Origin of the sequence: Rhodococcus oxybenzonivorans (assembly GCF_003130705.1) — a bacterium.
GTDB lineage: Bacteria > Actinomycetota > Actinomycetes > Mycobacteriales > Mycobacteriaceae > Rhodococcus_F > Rhodococcus_F oxybenzonivorans.
Window position 1 is genome coordinate 157,884 of the sequence record NZ_CP021354.1, and the last position, 17,917, is coordinate 175,800.

General features: G+C 61.7%; 15 protein-coding genes and 2 pseudogenes. 13 read left to right on the forward strand and 4 right to left on the reverse strand.

Annotation, left to right across the window (positions count from 1 at the left end):
• The first annotated feature begins 65 nt into the window (after positions 1-65).
• Positions 66-977, forward strand: a complete 912-nt coding sequence (gene bphC / locus CBI38_RS00795; protein WP_109325589.1) for a biphenyl-2,3-diol 1,2-dioxygenase — start codon at positions 66-68, stop codon at positions 975-977.
• Positions 974-2,128 (forward strand): alpha/beta hydrolase family protein, encoded by a 1,155-nt coding sequence (locus CBI38_RS00800; RefSeq protein WP_109325596.1) that lies wholly within the window; start codon positions 974-976, stop codon positions 2,126-2,128. Before bphC ends, CBI38_RS00800 begins: the two co-directional genes overlap by 4 nt.
• A 431-nt stretch (positions 2,129-2,559) precedes the next feature.
• Here CBI38_RS00800 and CBI38_RS38725 read toward each other — a convergent pair whose 3' ends face one another.
• Together CBI38_RS38725 and CBI38_RS00810 are read right to left on the reverse strand one after the other, a co-directional pair.
• A complete protein-coding gene (locus CBI38_RS38725) occupies positions 2,560-2,982 on the reverse strand; it encodes a ubiquitin family protein (protein WP_230990304.1) in 423 nt (140 codons plus the stop codon).
• 741 nt (positions 2,983-3,723) lie between these two features.
• A complete protein-coding gene (locus CBI38_RS00810; protein WP_109325597.1) occupies positions 3,724-4,758 on the reverse strand; it encodes an NADP-dependent oxidoreductase in 1,035 nt (344 codons plus the stop codon).
• Between the two features lie 276 nt (positions 4,759-5,034).
• On the opposite strand from CBI38_RS00810, the gene CBI38_RS00815 reads away from it, so the two are divergent.
• The 4 genes and pseudogenes from CBI38_RS00815 to CBI38_RS38730 form a co-directional block, all read left to right on the forward strand.
• Positions 5,035-5,517, forward strand: coding sequence for a nuclear transport factor 2 family protein (locus CBI38_RS00815; protein ID WP_109325598.1), 483 nt, complete (start codon positions 5,035-5,037; stop codon positions 5,515-5,517).
• The gene (locus tag CBI38_RS00820; RefSeq protein WP_109325603.1) at positions 5,514-5,975 is read left to right on the forward strand and encodes a DUF3237 domain-containing protein; all 462 of its coding nucleotides are present in this window, start codon (positions 5,514-5,516) and stop codon (positions 5,973-5,975) included. Before CBI38_RS00815 ends, CBI38_RS00820 begins: the two co-directional genes overlap by 4 nt.
• 771 nt (positions 5,976-6,746) lie before the next feature.
• Positions 6,747-6,998: an aminoacyl--tRNA ligase-related protein gene (locus CBI38_RS38310; RefSeq protein WP_204164859.1), complete on the forward strand. Its 252-nt coding sequence runs from the start codon at positions 6,747-6,749 to the stop codon at positions 6,996-6,998.
• 199 nt (positions 6,999-7,197) lie between these two features.
• Positions 7,198-7,370, forward strand: a pseudogene (locus CBI38_RS38730) (integrase core domain-containing protein); the annotation flags it as partial.
• A 6-nt stretch (positions 7,371-7,376) separates the two neighbouring features.
• Here CBI38_RS38730 and CBI38_RS00835 read toward each other — a convergent pair.
• Positions 7,377-8,315: an alpha/beta hydrolase gene (locus CBI38_RS00835; protein ID WP_109325605.1), complete on the reverse strand. Its 939-nt coding sequence runs from the start codon at positions 8,313-8,315 to the stop codon at positions 7,377-7,379.
• 436 nt (positions 8,316-8,751) lie between these two features.
• Between CBI38_RS00835 and CBI38_RS00840 the strand changes: the two genes are divergently transcribed.
• The 4 genes from CBI38_RS00840 (at position 8,752) to CBI38_RS00855 (ending at position 12,288) form a co-directional block, all read left to right on the forward strand.
• Entirely contained in the window at positions 8,752-9,222 is a 471-nt protein-coding gene (locus tag CBI38_RS00840) for a cupin domain-containing protein (RefSeq protein WP_230990037.1), read from the forward strand.
• Positions 9,223-9,269: 47 nt separating this feature from the next.
• Entirely contained in the window at positions 9,270-10,778 is a 1,509-nt protein-coding gene (locus tag CBI38_RS00845; protein ID WP_109325607.1) for a CoA-acylating methylmalonate-semialdehyde dehydrogenase, read from the forward strand.
• Positions 10,775-11,245: a VOC family protein gene (locus tag CBI38_RS00850; RefSeq protein WP_230990038.1), complete on the forward strand. Its 471-nt coding sequence runs from the start codon at positions 10,775-10,777 to the stop codon at positions 11,243-11,245. The genes CBI38_RS00845 and CBI38_RS00850 overlap by 4 nt, the downstream gene beginning before the upstream one ends.
• A gap of 173 nt (positions 11,246-11,418) precedes the next feature.
• Positions 11,419-12,288 (forward strand): mycofactocin-coupled SDR family oxidoreductase, encoded by an 870-nt coding sequence (locus CBI38_RS00855; RefSeq protein ID WP_109325609.1) that lies wholly within the window; start codon positions 11,419-11,421, stop codon positions 12,286-12,288.
• 144 nt (positions 12,289-12,432) lie between these two features.
• Here the strand turns inward: CBI38_RS00855 and CBI38_RS00860 are convergent, their stop codons facing one another.
• On the reverse strand, positions 12,433-13,107 hold the full coding sequence (locus CBI38_RS00860; protein ID WP_109325610.1) for a TetR/AcrR family transcriptional regulator: 675 nt from the start codon (positions 13,105-13,107) through the stop codon (positions 12,433-12,435).
• 582 nt (positions 13,108-13,689) lie between these two features.
• On the opposite strand from CBI38_RS00860, the gene CBI38_RS00865 reads away from it, so the two are divergent.
• From CBI38_RS00865 to CBI38_RS00885, 3 genes and pseudogenes are all read left to right on the forward strand, one after another.
• Positions 13,690-15,207: a long-chain-fatty-acid--CoA ligase gene (locus CBI38_RS00865; protein WP_109325611.1), complete on the forward strand. Its 1,518-nt coding sequence runs from the start codon at positions 13,690-13,692 to the stop codon at positions 15,205-15,207.
• Between the two features lie 614 nt (positions 15,208-15,821).
• Positions 15,822-16,472 carry a hypothetical protein gene (locus CBI38_RS00880; protein WP_162603170.1) on the forward strand — a complete coding sequence of 217 codons (651 nt, stop codon included), beginning with the start codon at positions 15,822-15,824 and terminating at the stop codon, positions 16,470-16,472.
• Positions 16,469-17,593: pseudogene (locus CBI38_RS00885) on the forward strand (transposase); the annotation flags it as partial. The gene CBI38_RS00880 and the pseudogene CBI38_RS00885, both read left to right, overlap by 4 nt.
• Positions 17,594-17,917: the final 324 nt, after the last annotated feature.

A 17,917-nucleotide genomic window follows, 5' to 3' on the forward strand; every position in this document is an offset into this window, starting at 1 on the left:
AAGGAGTCCAGAGACTCGTCAACCACTCACGGGTGGCGGAGCCGCCCCCAGGAAAGGGATTCTCCATGACAGACATTCGAGGACTCGGCTACCTCCGGATCCAGACGACGGACGTGCCGCGCTGGCGCGAGTTGGTGGTGGACGGGCTGGGCATGGCGGTGGGTTCCGGCCCCGAGCCGGACGGCCTGTACCTGCGACTCGACGAGCGGCGTGCCCGACTGATCGTGCTGCCCGGCAAGAAGGACAAGGCTTTGGCCGTGGGGTGGGAGGTGCGCGACCAGTTCGCCCTGCAACGGGTGCGTGAGCAGGTCGAGAAGTCGGGTGTCGCCGTCGACGTTCTGTCCGAGGACGAGGCACGGTACCGCGATGCCGAGCAGGTCATCGCGTTCGACGACCCGTCCGGGACGCGGGTGGAAGTGTTCTTCGGGCCGGTTCTCGACCACAGTCCGGTGGTCACCCCCCACGGTGGCCGGTTCGTCACCGGCGCACAGGGGCTGGGACATGTGGTGCTCCCGACCCCGGCGTTCGAGGAGGCCTACACGTTCTACACCGAGGTGCTCGGTTTCCTGCCGCGCGGTGCCATCCGCCTCGGGCCGCCCGACGCCCCCGGTCCCGCCCGCCGGGTCCGGTTCATGGGAGTCAATCAGCGCCACCACAGTCTCGCGCTTTGCCCGGCGCCGCACGGCGGCGAACCAGGCATGGTGCATCTGATGACGGAGGTCGACACCCTCGACGCCGTCGGCCAGGCGCTCGACCGGCTCGGCAAGCTAGGATTCTCGATCTCCTCGACACTGGGCCGCCACACGAATGATCGGATGGTCTCGTTCTATGTGCGGGCTCCCGGCGGTTGGGACCTCGAGTTCGGCACCGAGGGCATGCTCGTGGACGAAACATATTACACCGCTGAGGAAATCACCGCCGACAGCTACTGGGGCCACGACTGGTCCGGGTCCGAACCACTGGCAGCGTTCTCATGAACTCGGCGCGTACCGGGTTCGGGGCGGTGGCGGCTCTCGTCGTGCTCACCGGCGCTGCGTGCTCGACCGAGCCCTCCGAGACGACGACGGACCCGGATGTGCTCCGGGCGGGCCAATTGCTCACGTCCAGTGCGGTGACCGATGCTCCGGCCTTGCCGAGGGCCGCCCGCAACGAGCTGATCACCTACACCTCGCAGGACGTGAACGGTGATCCCGTGGTGGTGTCGGGCACCGTCGCATTGCCGCGCACACCGGCACCCGAGGGCGGGTACCCGGTGATCAGCTGGGCGCACGGCACCACCGGTGTGGCCGACGCCTGCGCGCCGTCGGCGGACTTCCCGGGCGGCCCCACCCACGCTTATCTGACCGAGGTCGACGCCTCCCTCGACGACTGGGTCGAGCAGGGTTTCGTCGTGGTCCGCACCGACTACCACGGGCTGGGTACGCCGGGTATTCATCCGTATGTCAACGGTGACACCGAGGTCAACGCCGTCGTCGACATCGTGCGGGCCGCGCGTGAGTTGGATCCGTCGGTCGGCTCGCAGTGGTTCGTGGTCGGGCACAGTCAGGGTGGGCAGGCGGCGCTGTTCACTGCCGCCCAGGCCGGGGAGCGGGCACCGGAACTCGAGCTGAAGGGTGCGGTGGCGATCGCGCCGGGCAGCGGCCTCGACCAGACACCTCAGTACTTCCGGTCCGGTGTGCCCGGTATCGAAGCGGCGGAGGCGTTCCTACCGCTGATTCTTCTCGGGGCGCAGGCTGCGGACCCATCCATCGACCCGTCGGCATTGCTGACCGAGCAGGCCCAGCCCCTGCTCGCCGCCGCGCGGACCGGCTGCCTCGACGACATTCGCAAGGTGCCACCGGTACCCGCCGGGCAGGTTTTCCGTCCGGACGCCGATCTGGGGCCGCTCACGGAGTTCCTGACGCGTCAGGAGCCCTCGCAGGTGGACGTCCGGGTTCCGACGCTGGTCACGCAGAGCTCCGGTGACAGGGTGGTGGCCAAGCCGTCGACAGATCTGATGGTGAAGACGTTGCGGGACAGGGGGAATGAACTCGAGTACGTGACTTACGAGGGTGCGGACCACCGGGCAACCATCGGGGCTTCGCAGGCCGACGCACAGGATTTCGTCAACGGCATCCTGGACCGCTGAGATGCCGGGTCTTGACACCACGACCGTCACGGAAGTGTTGACAACCGGCTGGTGATGGCCTGGGGGTAGACGGGTGACTACCGACGACCCTGCCCCCGACGACCGCGACGCGCACGAAACCAGTGTCATGCCGTTGGGCGCTGGTTTCTGTAGGTTTTCGCGATCGGGAATGGGAGCCCCCGTTGCTTCCGATCTGCCTGCGCTACCGGCTGCGGTTGCAGACTCGATCTCCCGGTTGCGGGCAGTTGCCCTTCTCCGACACCACCTGGTTCGGCACCCATTGCCCGCCCAGCTGGTCGGGAGTTGCCGTGCAGTCACGGTTGATTTGGGGTCTATGGGTGTGCCGATGCGGGCGGTTGCAGTGGGCGCCATACGTTGCGGGCGCCAGGCGGCCAGTTCGCCACAATGCTGCTGCGTCGGCTTTCACGCTGTCATCGCGGTTCTTGAAACGACGTTAACTTCGCGAGGCAGTGTTCCCGAAGTTGCTGTCTCATGGTCAGGTCGAGGTCGGAGGCGAGTCGCTTTTCCACCATCCACAGCACGCGTTGGTAGAAAACTCTGGGGGGAATTCCGAACTCAGTGAAGATGTAATCGTCACCGCCACCATAGCCGCTCCACCGTAGGGCGAAGCCCAACAACGCATGGTCGTAGGTATCCATTCGGTTCTCCGTGGTGTCGATCTCGGTCGGCGTTAACGAGAATGAGGGCGACCGTGACTTAGCCTGCTGGTCGGCGCGACCGATGTGTTGCGTCGTCCCTCGGGGAGGCGAATTAGTCAACGTCTTGTTCGTGGCCTTGTTCACCTTTTCCCAGGTCCGCAGCGTCTCGCCGCTGATGCCGAGGTCCGAGGCCACGGCCCCGTAGATACGAGTGCCGCCTGCACGATACAAAGCGACCGCGTCCCCGGCGGAACTCCTACGGACCATTGTCGGGGTGTCCACTCCCAGGGGGAGTAGAACCAGGCGGGGTGTTCGCATGGGACGTTAGTCTCAGTACACGGTTCCCACTATCTCCGGCAGGCCCTGGTTGATGGCGGCGTTGGCGGGAGGGAGTTCTTTTGCTACAGCCTCAGTAGTGCCCCGACTTTTGCCTCGCCGACGGAACGTACTTTGTGGACTACTCCACGCGGGCACCGGCATGGCACTCGACCCCACCGTTGACTGCAGGTTCGGGGCACGCAGTGCAGAGATGGGCAGGCCCCGAATCCGGTATGTGGCCAGTCCCGTACGCAATAATCGTGGCCTCACCGCTCGGCTCATATGACCCGACGGGGTTGCGGCCTGAGCTAGTGCCACCGAATACCACGACGACTTCGACCGTGCCGCCACCCGATGGTTCGCCACCCCACAAATGGACCGCGTCGCGGCCCATTTGTCGAGTCAAGCCTATGAGGCGCCAGCAAGCGGAAGAACACCATGAAGCCGAGGTAATCGATTGCCGCACTGAGGATCGTCCAAGAGGACCGGTGCGAAGCGGCGCCGGGTGGCTCGAGTGCTCAACCGCCAGCCGAGCAGGGCATCGCCGGGCAAGTCGATGAGGGAGAAGCGCGCCAGGCGCGACTTGACTGGTACGCCCAGCCATCTACCGTCGTTCGGTTAGTCGGTGATCACCTTGACCACGACCTTCCCTTTGTTCTCGCCGGCGAGACTGCGGTTGAGGGTATGTCTCGCATGCTCCAGACCGTCGACCACGGTCTCCGCGGAGCGCAGCGTGCCGGCACTGAGAGCCAGCGACAGCTGTCCAATGATCTCTGCGTACCGATCCACGTGATCGAAAACGATGAACCCTCGCAAAGTTGCCCGCTGCATAAGCAGCTGACTGACATTACGTAGGCCGCGTTGGGCGTTATCTCCATTATAGTCGTTGTACTCGGAAACCAGCCCGCAGAGCGTGATTCGCGCCCCGATGTTCAGTCGGCCGAAAACGTGGTCCATGATCTCGCCGCCAACATTTTCGAAGTCCACGTCGATACCTTCAGGTGTGGCGTCGTCGAGTTGCTTCTGCCAGTCACCAGCATGTCGGTCAATACAAGCGTCGAACCCCAACTCCTCCACCAGGTATCGACATTTCTCGGCGCCACCTGCGATACCGACCACTCGGGCACCCCGACGCTTTGCGAGCTGACCTGCAATAGAGCCCACTGCTCCGGCCGCGGCGGATACGAAGAAAGTCTCTCCCGGTCGAGGATCACCGAACTCAACGCCGAGGTACGCCGATATTCCGGTGTGGCCCATGACTCCGACGAACGCGGGGAGGGGGGCCGGTAGCGGATCGGGTAGGACTGTGAATGACATGTCCTCAGTCGCTGCATCAGCGACGCAATAGTCCTGCCAGCCCGTCAATCCCACAACAAACGAGCCGACAGGAAGATCGTCACGTCGGCTGGCGACGACCCGTCCCACACCGGCCCCGCGCATGACGGCGTTCAATTCGACCGGGGGGATATAGGAACGCATCGCACTCATCCACACACGATTTGTGGGGTCGACCGACAAGTAGTGCGTTCGGATCAGCGCTTGCCCATCAAGGATATCGGCAACCGGCTCTTCCAACCATTCTAAATTTTCGGCAGTTACTTCCCCCTCCGGACGACTCCGCAATCGGTAGAGCCGGTTGGTCAAAGTACTCATCACATCTCCTTAAGGGGCGCATAAATGCCAAAGCGGAATGCCTCTCGAGCCCGCCGGAATGCGGCTTCGCGGGCACTCTGTCCCGTCGCTCATTGGGCCGACCACCCTGAGATTAGACTCACAGTTGATCATAGTCAACACTCTGTCCACAGTGCGGTGGAGGGTCGGCCGAATAGCGTTCGACACACTGTTGACTATCACCGACAGGACGGGCATTCTTTGAGGCTACGGCGGCTGGCACATCAGTCGTCGCCAGAGCCCACCAAGGAGGCGACTGTGAGTACACAAGCGGAGAATCGCAAGGTAGTGAATGGTTTTTGGGGCGACCTCGATAGCGGGCCGCCGACCGGGAAAGAGCTGGAGGCTTGGAAAGACTGGTTCGCGGAAGATGCTGTTTGGGAGATGCCGTTCGCCCCTGAGCCGCTCGCGAAGTCGGTCCCCGGCCGCCAACTCATCGGCCACTTCATCGACTGGTTCTTCAAGTCCGTGCCCGACCTGAAGATCGACTCGCTGGTGGTGCACGACACGACAGATCCCGAGCTGTTTGTGCTCGAGCTACACGGAGAGGCGACCGTGAGGCAGAACGGAAACGTGTACGCGAACACGTACTGCACACACATGCGAATCAGAGGCGGCAAGGTGGTCTTGATTCGCGAATACTTCGATCCAAATATCGTCGAACAAGCCTTCGGCGTCGAAGTCATTGCGGAGGGTATGTCCCATGTGATGGCAGCCGCAGGCCTGGAGGTAAGCAAGTGAAGCTCATCCCGGAATTTTCGTACACCGCAGAACTCGCTGCGCCGCAGGTCGTCGGTCCTGGGCCGTACGGCGTGCGGCAGGTCCTCCCCGTTACCGGCGGCACTGTAACGGGTGATCGACTGAGCGGTACAGCAGCCATCGGCGGCGGTGACTGGCTCCTGGCTGGAGATGACGGATTCGGACGGCTGGATGTGCGCGCACAGTTCAATACCGACGACGGTGCCGTCATCTACATGAGCTACCAGGGCCTGGTTGAGGTGACCGAAGCCGCTGCAGCCGCCTTGACCGGCGGGGACTCGAGCACGAACTTCGGCGACCACTACTTTGTCACTACTCCGCGCCTCGAGTGCGGGGACGATAGGTACGGCTGGGTCAACCAGACTATCTTCGTGGGGCAAGGGCGAATTACACCCGGACCCGTCATCGAGTTTCAGGTCTTTCGCGTAGGCCTGCAGTAGGAGGAACCGGGACTGCAGCCGGCGGGCCGCACATCACATGTAAGTGTGAGGTGCGGCCCGCCGCTCTCGGGCGAAGTTGGAAAGCGTGGCATTGACCGCCAAGTAAGCCACGCCGCCTCTTAGCGAAACCGAGCCGCTGTGATGGGTGATGACGGCGTAGCTAGTTGTTGCGGGTCATGACGTTGTATTGGACGTCGACGGACTTGACTTGGCAGAAGCTGGCCAAGGAACTTGCGTCCGCCGATGTCTGTCTCGGCGTGTTCTCGCCGGTGCTCGGGAAGGGGGGCGCTGTACGAGCGTTCCGGCCATCTGAGCAAATTCAGTCAGGACATGTTCCCCGCCATGCGCATGGACGGCGACGAGCTGATGCTGCGGCCAGCGAACTGTCCTCATCACGCGTTGATCTATGCATCGACTCAACACTCATATCGTGAACTGCCCCTTGGATTCAACGAGCTCGCCTCCATGTTCCGAGCCGACGTTCCGGTGTTGTATCTGGTTTGAGTCGCGTCCGGCAGATCAACCTCGACCACACTCACGTCTTCTGCAGACCGGACCGGGTCCTCCACTAAGCTGAACTTGGGCTGCGGGCAGCACTGCGTGCTCAGGAACTCTTGGGGCTTCCCGTCGATTAAGTCCGACTGTCGACGAGAGACAACTCCTCGACATGGCTCGGCACCGAGGCCCAGAGGGAGCATGCCCAGGAGAACCTTCGCACCGCCGGGCAGTCTGTCCTTGACGAGCATGGACTGAAATTGGCCGAAGCCCCGGGTGAGGCTGCGTTTTACGCCCAAACTCGATCTACAGGTTCAGGACGAACGCGGCCGTGAGGAAACCACTGCCACCGTGCAACTCGACTTCAATCAGCCCCAACGATTCGGTCTCACCTATGTCGGCGCAGACGGCGGCGAACACCGCCCCGTCATGATCCACCGAGGAACGGTTGGGTCGATGGAGCGCGTCACTGCAGCACTGCTCGAACGGTATGCAGGCCGCCTCCCGTTCTGGACATTCTCGAGCTGATGGATGACGCCTACCTCAACCGCCGAACAGTCCTCGACTGGTCGATCTGAAGGGGCACACAGTCGCTCGGCGGTACCGGGCGTTCGATCGCGAGACGGCAGCCCAGCCACCTCTGCGTCAAAGCTGACGCCGACTCGTCGAAAGCTGCCGCACGCACCCAATCACCCACGTCGCTACCGAAATGGGCATCTCCCGTACCCGTCACCAGTTCATCCGGCCCTACACCCACAACACAATGGCAAGGTCGAGCGCTACAACCGGATTCTCCCCGAGGGGTTCCTCCACTCCCGCGACTGGATCAGCGAAACCCAACGACCAGAGGCCGTCGTCGTATGGAACGTCCGCTATAACTACCGTCGACCCCACGCTTCAGATCACCTAGCGCAGCAACCTAGACAACCCTTCCGCGAAGCCAGTAATAGCACGCTTTCCCTCATCCACCACGCCGGCTAGTAGAAAGAAGCTGTGAGGCATGCCCGCATACTCGCGCTGGACGACTGCAACGCCCGAAGCCTGCAATTTAGATGCATATCGACTGGCATCATCTGAGACTGGGTCAATCTCTGCGTTGACGATGAGCGCAGGCGGGGCGTTGTTCAGATTCGTACTGAACAACGGCGAGACTTCCGGCGACTCCCGAAGCCCCACGTCGGGCACGTACTGATCGATACACCATTCGAGTGCGGCACGCGAAAGAAGAGGCGCCGACCCGTATCGGTTCACAGAGTCACTACTCGAGGTCAGATCCAGCACTGGGCACAGAAGCCCCTGCGCCTTGACCGATGCACCGTAAGTACGTGCACTGAGAATCGCTGCGGTCGCCGCAGCGAGCATCCCCCCAGAGGAGTCTCCAGCAACGGCCAGCGCCTCGCCATCAATTCTCAGCTCGTCAGAACGATCGGCTACCCAGCAAAAAGATTCGATCGCATCTGCGTGAGCGCTTGGATAGGTGTTTTCGGGCGCAAGGCGATACGCCACCGAGATCACGCGGAGAGCGCCCTGGACGCTCAACTCGCGACACAGTCGGTCATGAGACTCGAGGCCGCCCCTGACGAAACCGCCACCGTGGAAGTACACGACACCCGGCATTGCTGTGGTTGCGCCTTTCGGAGAGTAACTCCGGGCCTTCACTACCCTTCCGCGGAGGGGAATCTCTAAGTCCCTCACATCGCAATGTGGATTGAGATCACCCGCCAAGCCGATCAACTTTTCGCCGACCGCCCTGTAAGCGGCGATGGATACTTCCCACGGCTGCGCCGGCGGGTTCGTTGACAGGGATGCCAGCAACTCGAGTACCTGAGGGTGCAGATTACTCATGAATGTCCTGCATAGATGTTCGTCGCGGCACCTACGCGCTCTCGTAGCGAACTCACCAGTCGTCTCCTCCACAGCCGCTGTCAGATGCGTACGACCCTCGACTAGTCGGGGCACACGCCGGTGTGTCAACTCTGCACTTAGCGTTGGCGTTCGTCAACATAGTGTCGAGTAATGCGCACCGGCGGTCTTCCCAGCACTGGCCCGCCCCGCTATCGCCAGCTCTGAGCTGCCGGTTTTCGATTAACCGACATAGTGTTGACTCTTCTCGACTGTGAGTCTAATCTCAAAAATGTCCGAGCCGTGACGTCACTCATCACCACGGCAAGCAACGAAAGGGACCCTCATGGTCACGAAGTCCGATGTCGACCAGATTCAACCCACGACAAACCGAGACGGCGAGAGCTACGTCTCCCACCGCAGCGATGTGCATTTCAACATGACCGGCGACTTCATGACCGGTGTGGATTTCTGGATTCATGCGACCGGTGAAACCACCAATGGTCAGCTGATCATCATCGAGACCAACTGGGTCCGCGGAACCGAGCCGGTCTGGCACATCCATCACCGCGAAGAGGAAGGCTTCTTCGTGATGGACGGTGAAATCAAGATCCACACCGAAGCCGGGTCCTACAATGCAGGAGCAGGTCAATTCGTGTGGGGGCGTAAGGATCAGCGGCATACCTACGAGGTAGTCGGAGAAGAGGCGAGGATTCTTGTGATCTTCGTTCCGGGTCCCGAGAGCAGCGGATTCGAACCTGGCGGCGGCATCGACAAGTACTTCTACGAAGCGCGCGATCGCGAATTGCGCACTCCGGAACAGCTAGCCGCAGAGGTTGAGAATCTCAAGACGAACTATGGCTTGGAGATGTTCCCAGAGTTGCCGCACCCCCGGGACGCCAAAGCTTAAGCGGCCACAAAGCAATCAACTCGCCTCTTCGTGACTATGGAGTTTCTGTGACTACAAACGATGTCCATCTTGCAACGGTGCCGCACTGGATCGCTGGCGCCCCCTCCGGCTCGACGAACGGGCGGAGGTCGGAGGTTGTCGATCCAGCCACGGGTCACGTACTGAGGCTTGTTGAGCTGGGAGGCGCTGCTGTCGTCGACGCGGCTGTCACCAGCGCCCGAAGCGCTGCGGGGGCCTGGGCTTCGACCCCGGCCCCCGTCCGCGCGACCACTCTCCACCGCTTCCGCGCCCTGATGCTTGAACACAGTGAAGAGCTTGCATCGATCATCACCTCGGAGCAGGGGAAAACCCTCGCAGACGCGAGAGGGGAGGTCGCCCGTTCTGTCGAAGCTGTCGAAGTTGCGATATCTGTAGTACAGCACCTCAAAGGTGAGTACGCAGAACAGGTCTCCAGAGGAGTCGACACATACTCGTTCCGCCAGCCGCTCGGAGTGTGTGCTGGTATCACCCCATTCAACTTCCCCATCATGGTGCCGGTGTCAATGTTCGCGGCTGCGATCGCCTGCGGTAACTCGTTCGTGCTCAAACCGAGCGAGAGGGTGCCATCCGCCTCGGTGCGGCTAGCGCAACTGCTCGCCGAAGCCGAGCTACCCGACGGTGTCTTCAACGTCGTGCACGGTGGCGTTGACGCGGTGAACGCGTTGATCGAACACCCGGACGTCGCTGCCATTTCCTTTGTGGGCTCCACGCCGGTTGCGCGTGAGATCTACAGCCGATCCGCCGCTGCCGGCAAGAAGGTTCAGGCACTGGGTGGAGCGAACAACCATATGGTCGTCATGCCTGACGCCGACCTGGACGCAGCGGCGGACGCGCTGGCGTCGGCTGCATACGGCGCCGCCGGTCAGCGATGCATGGCCGTGCCCATCGCGGTAGCGGTGGGAGAAGTCGCGGACGAGCTAGTTGCCAAGACCGCTGAGCGGGCCACAGCCTTCCGTACCGGACCGGGGAATGTGGAAGGCACCGACATGGGGCCGCTCATCTCAGAGGTCGCCATCGAACGAGTCAGAGGTGCGTTGGAGGCGGCACCTAGCCAAGGCGCAAATGTCGTCGTAGACGGCCGTGTCAACCTAACGTCCGAGGCCGGCTATTTTATCGGCCCGAGCTTAGTCGACAACGTAAGCGTCGACAGCGACCTCTATCAGAAGGAGGTGTTCGGACCGATTCTGAGTGTGGTGCGCGTCGATGATCTCGACGAAGCACTTCGCATTGTGAACGCCAGCCCATATGGCAATGGTGCGACCATCTTCACCGCAAGTGGAGTGGCCGGTCGCCGGTTCGCTCACAGCGTCCAGGCCGGAAGCGTTGGGATCAACGTTCCCATTCCAGTTCCGATCTCTTGGTTCGGATTCGGAGGTTGGGGCGACTCGCGATTTGGCGATGACGGCCTCAACTACGATGCATATCGCTTCTACACCAAGTCCAAGGTGGTCACCCAACGTTGGACTGAACCCCGAATGGGCGTGTCTCCTCATTTCGTCGCCGCGAGGCATCAATGACGATGATCAATCGCTCCCCATCCTCGCCTTCCGAAGATGCTCGGGAAGGAAGCGCTCCGCGGCTGGATCATGTGGGGATACTTGTCCGCGACCTCGAGTTGGCCACCACTCGTTGGCAGAGCAGATTCAACGTCAGCATCGCGCATACTTTCGAGGCACCCTCTCTCGCCATCCGCGCGACGTTTCTCGCCATAGCGTCGGCCAATATCGAGCTGTACACCATCGACGATCCAAAGGTTCTCGATCTCGCGCTGGGCCGAGCCTCGGCAAAGCTCGACCACATTGCGTTGCGGTTCGACGGAAACGCGCGAGAGCTCGATCTCGCTGGATGCACGATCCGCGGGCCCGGACGACCGGACCCGATCGGAGCTCCTTTCCTCATCGCCGACTCAGAGCATGTATGGACGGAGCCACCTGGAATCGACGTACTGCTACAGCTCATAACCCCGACCGAAAGCACACTATAGCGCTGCGAACGCTGCCTCCCGAGTGCCTTCCACCATTTGTGAATGTGGGGTGAGAAACCGGGACCAGAACTGCACCGCGAGTTGGCAATTCCATGTACACAAGCGGTCACCCGGTACGCCGATCGACCGGGAAGCACAACCAATCCGATTCACACTCACAAGAGGAGAGACCAATGGGACGCATGGACGGAAAGGTCGCCCTGGTAACAGGTGCGGCACGTGGAATGGGACGGGCGCACGCAATCCGGCTCGCTGAGGAGGGCGCCAATATCCTCGCCATCGACTGTCCGCCGGACACCGGGCTCCCGTACCCGACCGGATCAGCTGATGACCTCCAGATCACAGTTAAAGAGGTAGAAGCACTGGGACGACGAATCATTGCACACGAGGGAGATGTCCGGAAGCAGTCGTCGCTCGACAAACTGGTTGCTGATGGCGTCAAGGCATTCGGTGGTCTGGACGTTGCGGTCGCCAACGCCGGGATCTGGACCGTACACCCGTTCCACGATATCCCTGAAGACGAGTTCACAGCTGTTCTGGACGTCAATATCACCGGAGTGTGGCGCACCTTGAAGGCAGTGTCGCCGGCGATCAAGGAACGGGGCGGCGGTTCAATCATCGTTACCTCTTCCGGCAACGGCGTGGAGGGATCACCCCATTACGCCCACTATGTCGCGTCGAAGCACGGCGTTATAGGGCTGGCGAAAAGCGCTGCGCTCGAGTTCGGTCAGTACGGAATTCGAGTCAATATCTTGCTCCCAGGGCCGACTGATACTCCAGCCCTCGACTGGCAGGGCGGATATGATCTCTGTGCAGGTAAAGGGCCCGGTCAGGGTGTGAAAGAAGACCTTGAAGGCGCGAAGTACTGGTCTACCCTTCGCGATGTCGGGTTGCTCCCACCACGGGCCATGAGCGAAGCGGTGCTTTGGCTCGCGTCCGACGAGTCTCGTTGGACAACCGGACTCGAGATGCACGTTGACGGTGGCCATATGCTTATGCCAGGACTGAATATGGCAAAGATGGCCGCCGATCAACCGCAGTAACAACTCGACGTACCTTCAACTGGAAGAGAACACACTTCCTGAAGGCCCGCATTTTCCATGCGAGACAAAGCTGAATAGAACAAATCGATCGCAGCGAACCGGTTCTTTTAACCAGTTCGCTGCGATTGCACTGAACGACCCGAACTAATCGCTCTTCGAACGGCCTCTCCATTCCAAACCAAATACCGTTCTGAGCCACACTGTGGTGACCGTCTCAACCATGTCTTCGGTGCGAATTGCATTCTCGCTTCGCATGCTCATAAGTCCCAGGTTTCGTTCGCCCATCCACATTAGCGCTGCCGCCAGTGAACGAGCCGGTGGCCCATCAATAGCCACACCCGTAGCTCTGTCGCGCTCGATCGCAGCGGCCGCGGCATCGATAAAGCGACCCAGTATTTTGTCCCACTGGGCCTGCAAAGTGGGTTCGGCCGCCGCTGCATCACCGACCTCGCGGAGTACATGTCCATGCCGCTCCCACACGACCATGACCTCCGACACTGCATGCTCAATGGCAGCCTCTGGAGAAATTCCAGGAGGTCGCTCGAAGATCATCGATGATGCAGTGAACACATCGGCAGTCACACTCGATAGAAGCGCCGAGAGAACCTGCCATTTAGATTCGAAATAGAAATAGAAGGATGAACGCGACAACCCCGCCCTCTTGGCAAGGTCGTCGATCGACACGTTTCGTAACGGCTCGGTGCGCAGAATCTCGTAAGCACCCTCGAGGATTGCTTGCTCGCGCATGTCACCCTTGAGATTGCGCCTACCAGTCCGAGGTTCGGATGCGTTGAGACCGTTTGAGAACGAAGTCGCCATGGCTACAGACTAGGCTAGATCAACCTGCAAATGTAGCCGGGGGCATGACGTCCGTACACGATATGCACCGCAGCATCGCCCGAGACGGCCGCTCGGATTGCACGGCAGTTCGGTAAAACAATCGGGGCGAATTTCCAGGTACGTCTTGACCAAGTTGGCATGCCGATCCGACTTAATGTTCATGTAGCAAGTCGACGACTGGTGCGAAATTGGTGACGCGGCACCCATTACGCGATTCGACCCACGTCAGCCCATGAGCCTTGCGTGCAGGGCTCGTGGCCCGCACGAGCGTCACCCATCGACGGCACAGCGCCACGTCGACCCTCCTCCCCGTTACATAGGCAAACATCTGGCTAAGTATCTCGACTGCACGTTGATCATACTCGACACATCGTCTATATTGTACGTACGTGAACCGCGACGGGCAATGTTCATCGGCACGCCCGCGCAACCCGCTCGCGGGGTATCTCGTAACTCGTAATTCAGGTCGGTTCGCTCACTTGCGCGACGGTCCCTCATGTCCCGAAGCGCCGGCGCATCCGTAGCCTCCTGACGCCACGCCAATCCAGGAGAAGTCGTTCGATGTCATCAAATCTCGCAAACAATCTCGTCGAGACTGCTCGGCAACTAGGCGATCGACCCGCGATCCGGCTTGATGAAACCACCTTGAATTACTCAGAGTTCCACCGTGCCGCTGCGGCAGTGGCGGGCGACCTGCATTCGCGAGGTATTCGATCCGGCGATCGGGTCGGTATCGTACTGCCGAACGTCCCTGCGTTTCCGATCATCTTCTACGGGATTCTGATGGCGGGCGCCGTCGCAGTTCCGATCAACCCCATGCTCAAGGACCGGGAGATCACATATTACTTGGAAGACTCTGGGATGGCTCTCATCTATGGCTCGCGATCTCGCGGGGAGCTGGTTGCGAAAGCCGCACTAGCAAAGAAGATTCCCGCGCTCTTGGTCGACGACCGTGGTCCGAGTGACGCTGATCTGACCGGGAACCCGATCAATGAACCTGTGGAGCGTAGCCGCGACGACACCGCAGTTCTTCTCTATACCTCTGGGACGACGGGAAGTCCTAAGGGAGCGGAACTCACTCACGAGAATATGTCGACCAATGCTTCGACGACTGCCGAGACTCTGATTCGAACCGGGCCCAATGACGTCATCTTGGGGTGCCTGCCACTGTTCCACGTGTTCGGCCTAACCTGTGGACTGAATGCCGCGGTGAAGTCAGGAGCCCTCCTGACTCTGATCCCCAAGTTCGATGCGGAATCAGCCCTGCGTGTCCTGATTCGAGATGAGGTTACAGTCCTCGAAGGGGTCCCCACCATGTACTCCGCGATGCTCAACTCTCCTGACGCCGACTCCGCCGAGCTATCCCATCTCCGCTGCTGCATCGTAGGGGGAGCGCCGATGCCTGTCGAGGTCCTCAAAGCGTTCGAACGAAAGTTCGAATGCGAGATATACGAGGGGTACGGACTTTCTGAAACCGCACCCATTGCTTGCTTCAACCAACCCGGATACCCGCGCAAAGCTGGCACGATCGGGATTCCCGTGCGCGGATGCACGCTGCGACTAGTCGACGACGACGACAACGAAATTGTCGGCTGTGATGAGGCAGGAGAAATCCAAATCCGCGGTGAGAACGTGATGAAGGGATACTGGGCTCGTCCGGCTGCCACCGCGGAGGCCATAAGCGACGGCTGGTTCCGCACAGGAGACATCGCCACACGAGATAGCGATGGCTACTACAGCATCGTTGATCGAAAAAAGGACATCATTATTCGAGGTGGTTACAACGTGTACCCACGCGAAGTGGAAGAGGTTTTGTACGAGCATCCAGCTGTTGCCGAGGCAGCTGTTATAGGTATCAAACACACGCATCTCGGGGAACAAATCGGAGCTGCCGTATCACTCAAACGCGGAGAGCAGGTCGAGCCGTCTGAGATAATCGAGTTCGTTCGCGCCAGGCTCGCCGCGTACAAGTACCCCCGGCAGATTTGGTTTGTCCCCAGCCTCCCAAAAGGACCGACCGGCAAAATTCTTCGCAGGCAAGTTGAGCCGCCCGCCGTAGTCTCTCAACAGTTGACGTAGTCTCTGATACCTCCTAATCCTGTCTGCTACTCTCCGTTTCATGTGAATGGGTGAGGCCGCGGTGTAGCTGAAGTGTCAGTCGTGGGAGTTCGCAAGGCCGCGTCGGAAGGCCGCTTGCCCTCACGGGGTACAGGGTTCCGGTCAATGAGTCTTCGATCGCGCTGACCTCGACGCCTATCTCGGCCGATCTGCCCCTGACCAGGTTTCGGTCGACCGGGTGGAAGCGTTGTACTGCCGGGTGTCCGGCTCGACTGGGCGGGAGTCCTCGCTCGCCAATCAGGAGAAGATGTTGCGCGAGAGCGCCTGCGGGGTCGTGTATCGGGTGTAGAAGGATCGCGGTTCGGGTGTGCGGGAAACGTGGGCAGGGTTGGACCGGATGCTCGACGACGCTGCCAACGGTCACTTTCACGGTGGTGCGGGTGGTGTGGTGGGGATCGGTTGGCCAGGTTCGGTGTCGCGTGGATCGAAAGGTATTTGTCGGTGGTCGGGGTTACGGTCGAGGTCCTGCGGGAGCATGGCGACACATCGGTGGGGGAAGAGTTGATCGATGACTTCATGGCGTTGCTGGCGTCGTTGTCGGGCCGGTTCTATCAGTCGCGGTCGAGGCTGAATCAATGCCGTCTTCTCGGCCGATGCGGCAGCACGGTTTGCGGGGTAACCCGATGAAGACGGTGGACACGCAGAAGCGGCAGCGAAGAGAAGTGGTCCGCGCCGATCGCGCGCTGTGCCGGGTGCGGGTCGCGGGCTGGCCCGGAATTCGCGGGCACTACATCGCTGCTGCGATGCGTGCCAACGACACTGCCACACCGCTGGACATCAAGACCGCCACGCGTGGGGTCGGTGGCACCGAACCAGCGCGGGACTGGTTCGCCGAACTGCTCGCCGAGAAAGCGGCCCGCACCGCGCACCGCGCACCGCACCGCAGCGCAGCGAAGAAAGCTCAGCCCCTCACAGACGCACAGGCGGAAAAGCTCCGCACCGACCTGGTGTATCAGCTACTCGACGCCGGGAAGCTGCGGCTCAACGACGACGAGATGGTCCCCGTCGACGACATCGTGTTCCGGGCGTCGAAAGACCTCGGCAAGGGAGCGGCAGCGGAGGAACTGTGTGCGGGGGAACTGTCGGAGTTGCGGGTGGTCGGAGTGAACCCCCACGATGACCGGTGGGTGGACGCTGGACCTTGCGACGGAACGGGGGGTTCCTGCTGTCGGAAGAATGAGGCACCGCGCGCATCGCTGACTGTGGTACTCGGCGGGGCGAGGTGACCGTTGCCGAGGCCGGATTCACTGTGCCGCGTCAGTTCTCGTACACCACCCGCCCGTACGCGGCGGTCGACGACGCTACCGGCGCCTCGCTCGGGCTCGACGACATCGATATTCGTGTGCGGTGGCTGCTCGAGTTGATCGGCGCCGCGCAATCGGAGTTGGTGTTCCGGTTGTGGCAACCGGCCACCGTCGATGCCCTTACCGCCGGCCGTGACAGCCAAGGCCGGAAGCTCCCGATGCAGGGGCATGTCGCTGCGGCGCGTCTGGGGTGGAACCCGTCCTACCCGACCGGTGTGTACGTGCCCTCGCGCGTGACCCGGGTGGTCACCGCCCAGGCGGTCGGCACTCTGCGTACCTTGGCGTACCGGGACAATGCCATCGGGTCGCTGTCGGCCAGGTTCGACCCCGTCACCGGCCGACTGACGCCGCCCACCACGGCTGGCGAGTGTGTGCCGTCGGGTTTCGCGCGCGGTGTGGTACGGCAGCTTGCTGCGCGCTCGCGCGGCACTGGAAGCGGGGGTGGTCCCACCACGCGGTTGCGGATCACCGAACTGCAGAGTCCGCCGCGGACGTCGGTGATGGCGAGGCTTTCCGCCGCCGATCATCAACTCTCGCAGATCACCGTCGCAGACGGTGTGATGGTGTTGACGCTGAAACTTCCCACACATGAGGCCCCGACAGGTCGGGCGCAGTGGCGGCGGGTCCGGTTGATCGCCGCGATCCCACCGCACCTGCACAGCAGAGCAATCACGGAGTGGCATCTGCCGACTCTCGTCCTCGACCACCGAGGTGTGCTGCTGCGCTGCGCTGCCACAGAACAGATACCCACTGCTGATCTGAACGCGGCAACAACCGCGGTGGGAGTGGATTGGTCACCGGCCACCCTCGGTGCCGCCGCGATCGTCACCGAACGCCCGGACGGGTTGGTCTCGGATTACCGGGGCTTCACCTATGACGACCGGGGCCTGGGTATCAAGCTGGCCCGCCTGCAAGCGGAAGGTCAACGCCTGCACCGCAAGGCCGCACGACTGACGCGGCTCGCTGAGACCGCACCACCCGAGGTGCGCGCCGACCTGGAAGAGAAGATCGCGGTCCTCGACGCCCACCGCACCGCGGTTGGTGGGCCCGGCACGCCCGTCGCCAGGCGCGGCGCCACACGCAGGCCGACTGATCAACCGCACACCCTTCCGCGCCACACGAACTGATCGACCGCAGCTGCGGGTCAGTATGGCGGGACGGGGTGGCGTGTCGATGTACCCTCCTCCGGCGGTTACCAGGCCACCCCGGTGTCCCCGCGAGTCGAGCTGCGCCGCGCCCCGCCCTGGATCGTTCTTTTGACCTGCTGGTCTTGGCGATCCTTATCGACGAAAGCCGGGGATCAACCCGCAGCTTCAACGTCCTGTCGGCCTTTCAGTCCTCACGACATCGAGGTGCGGCGTCGCCTA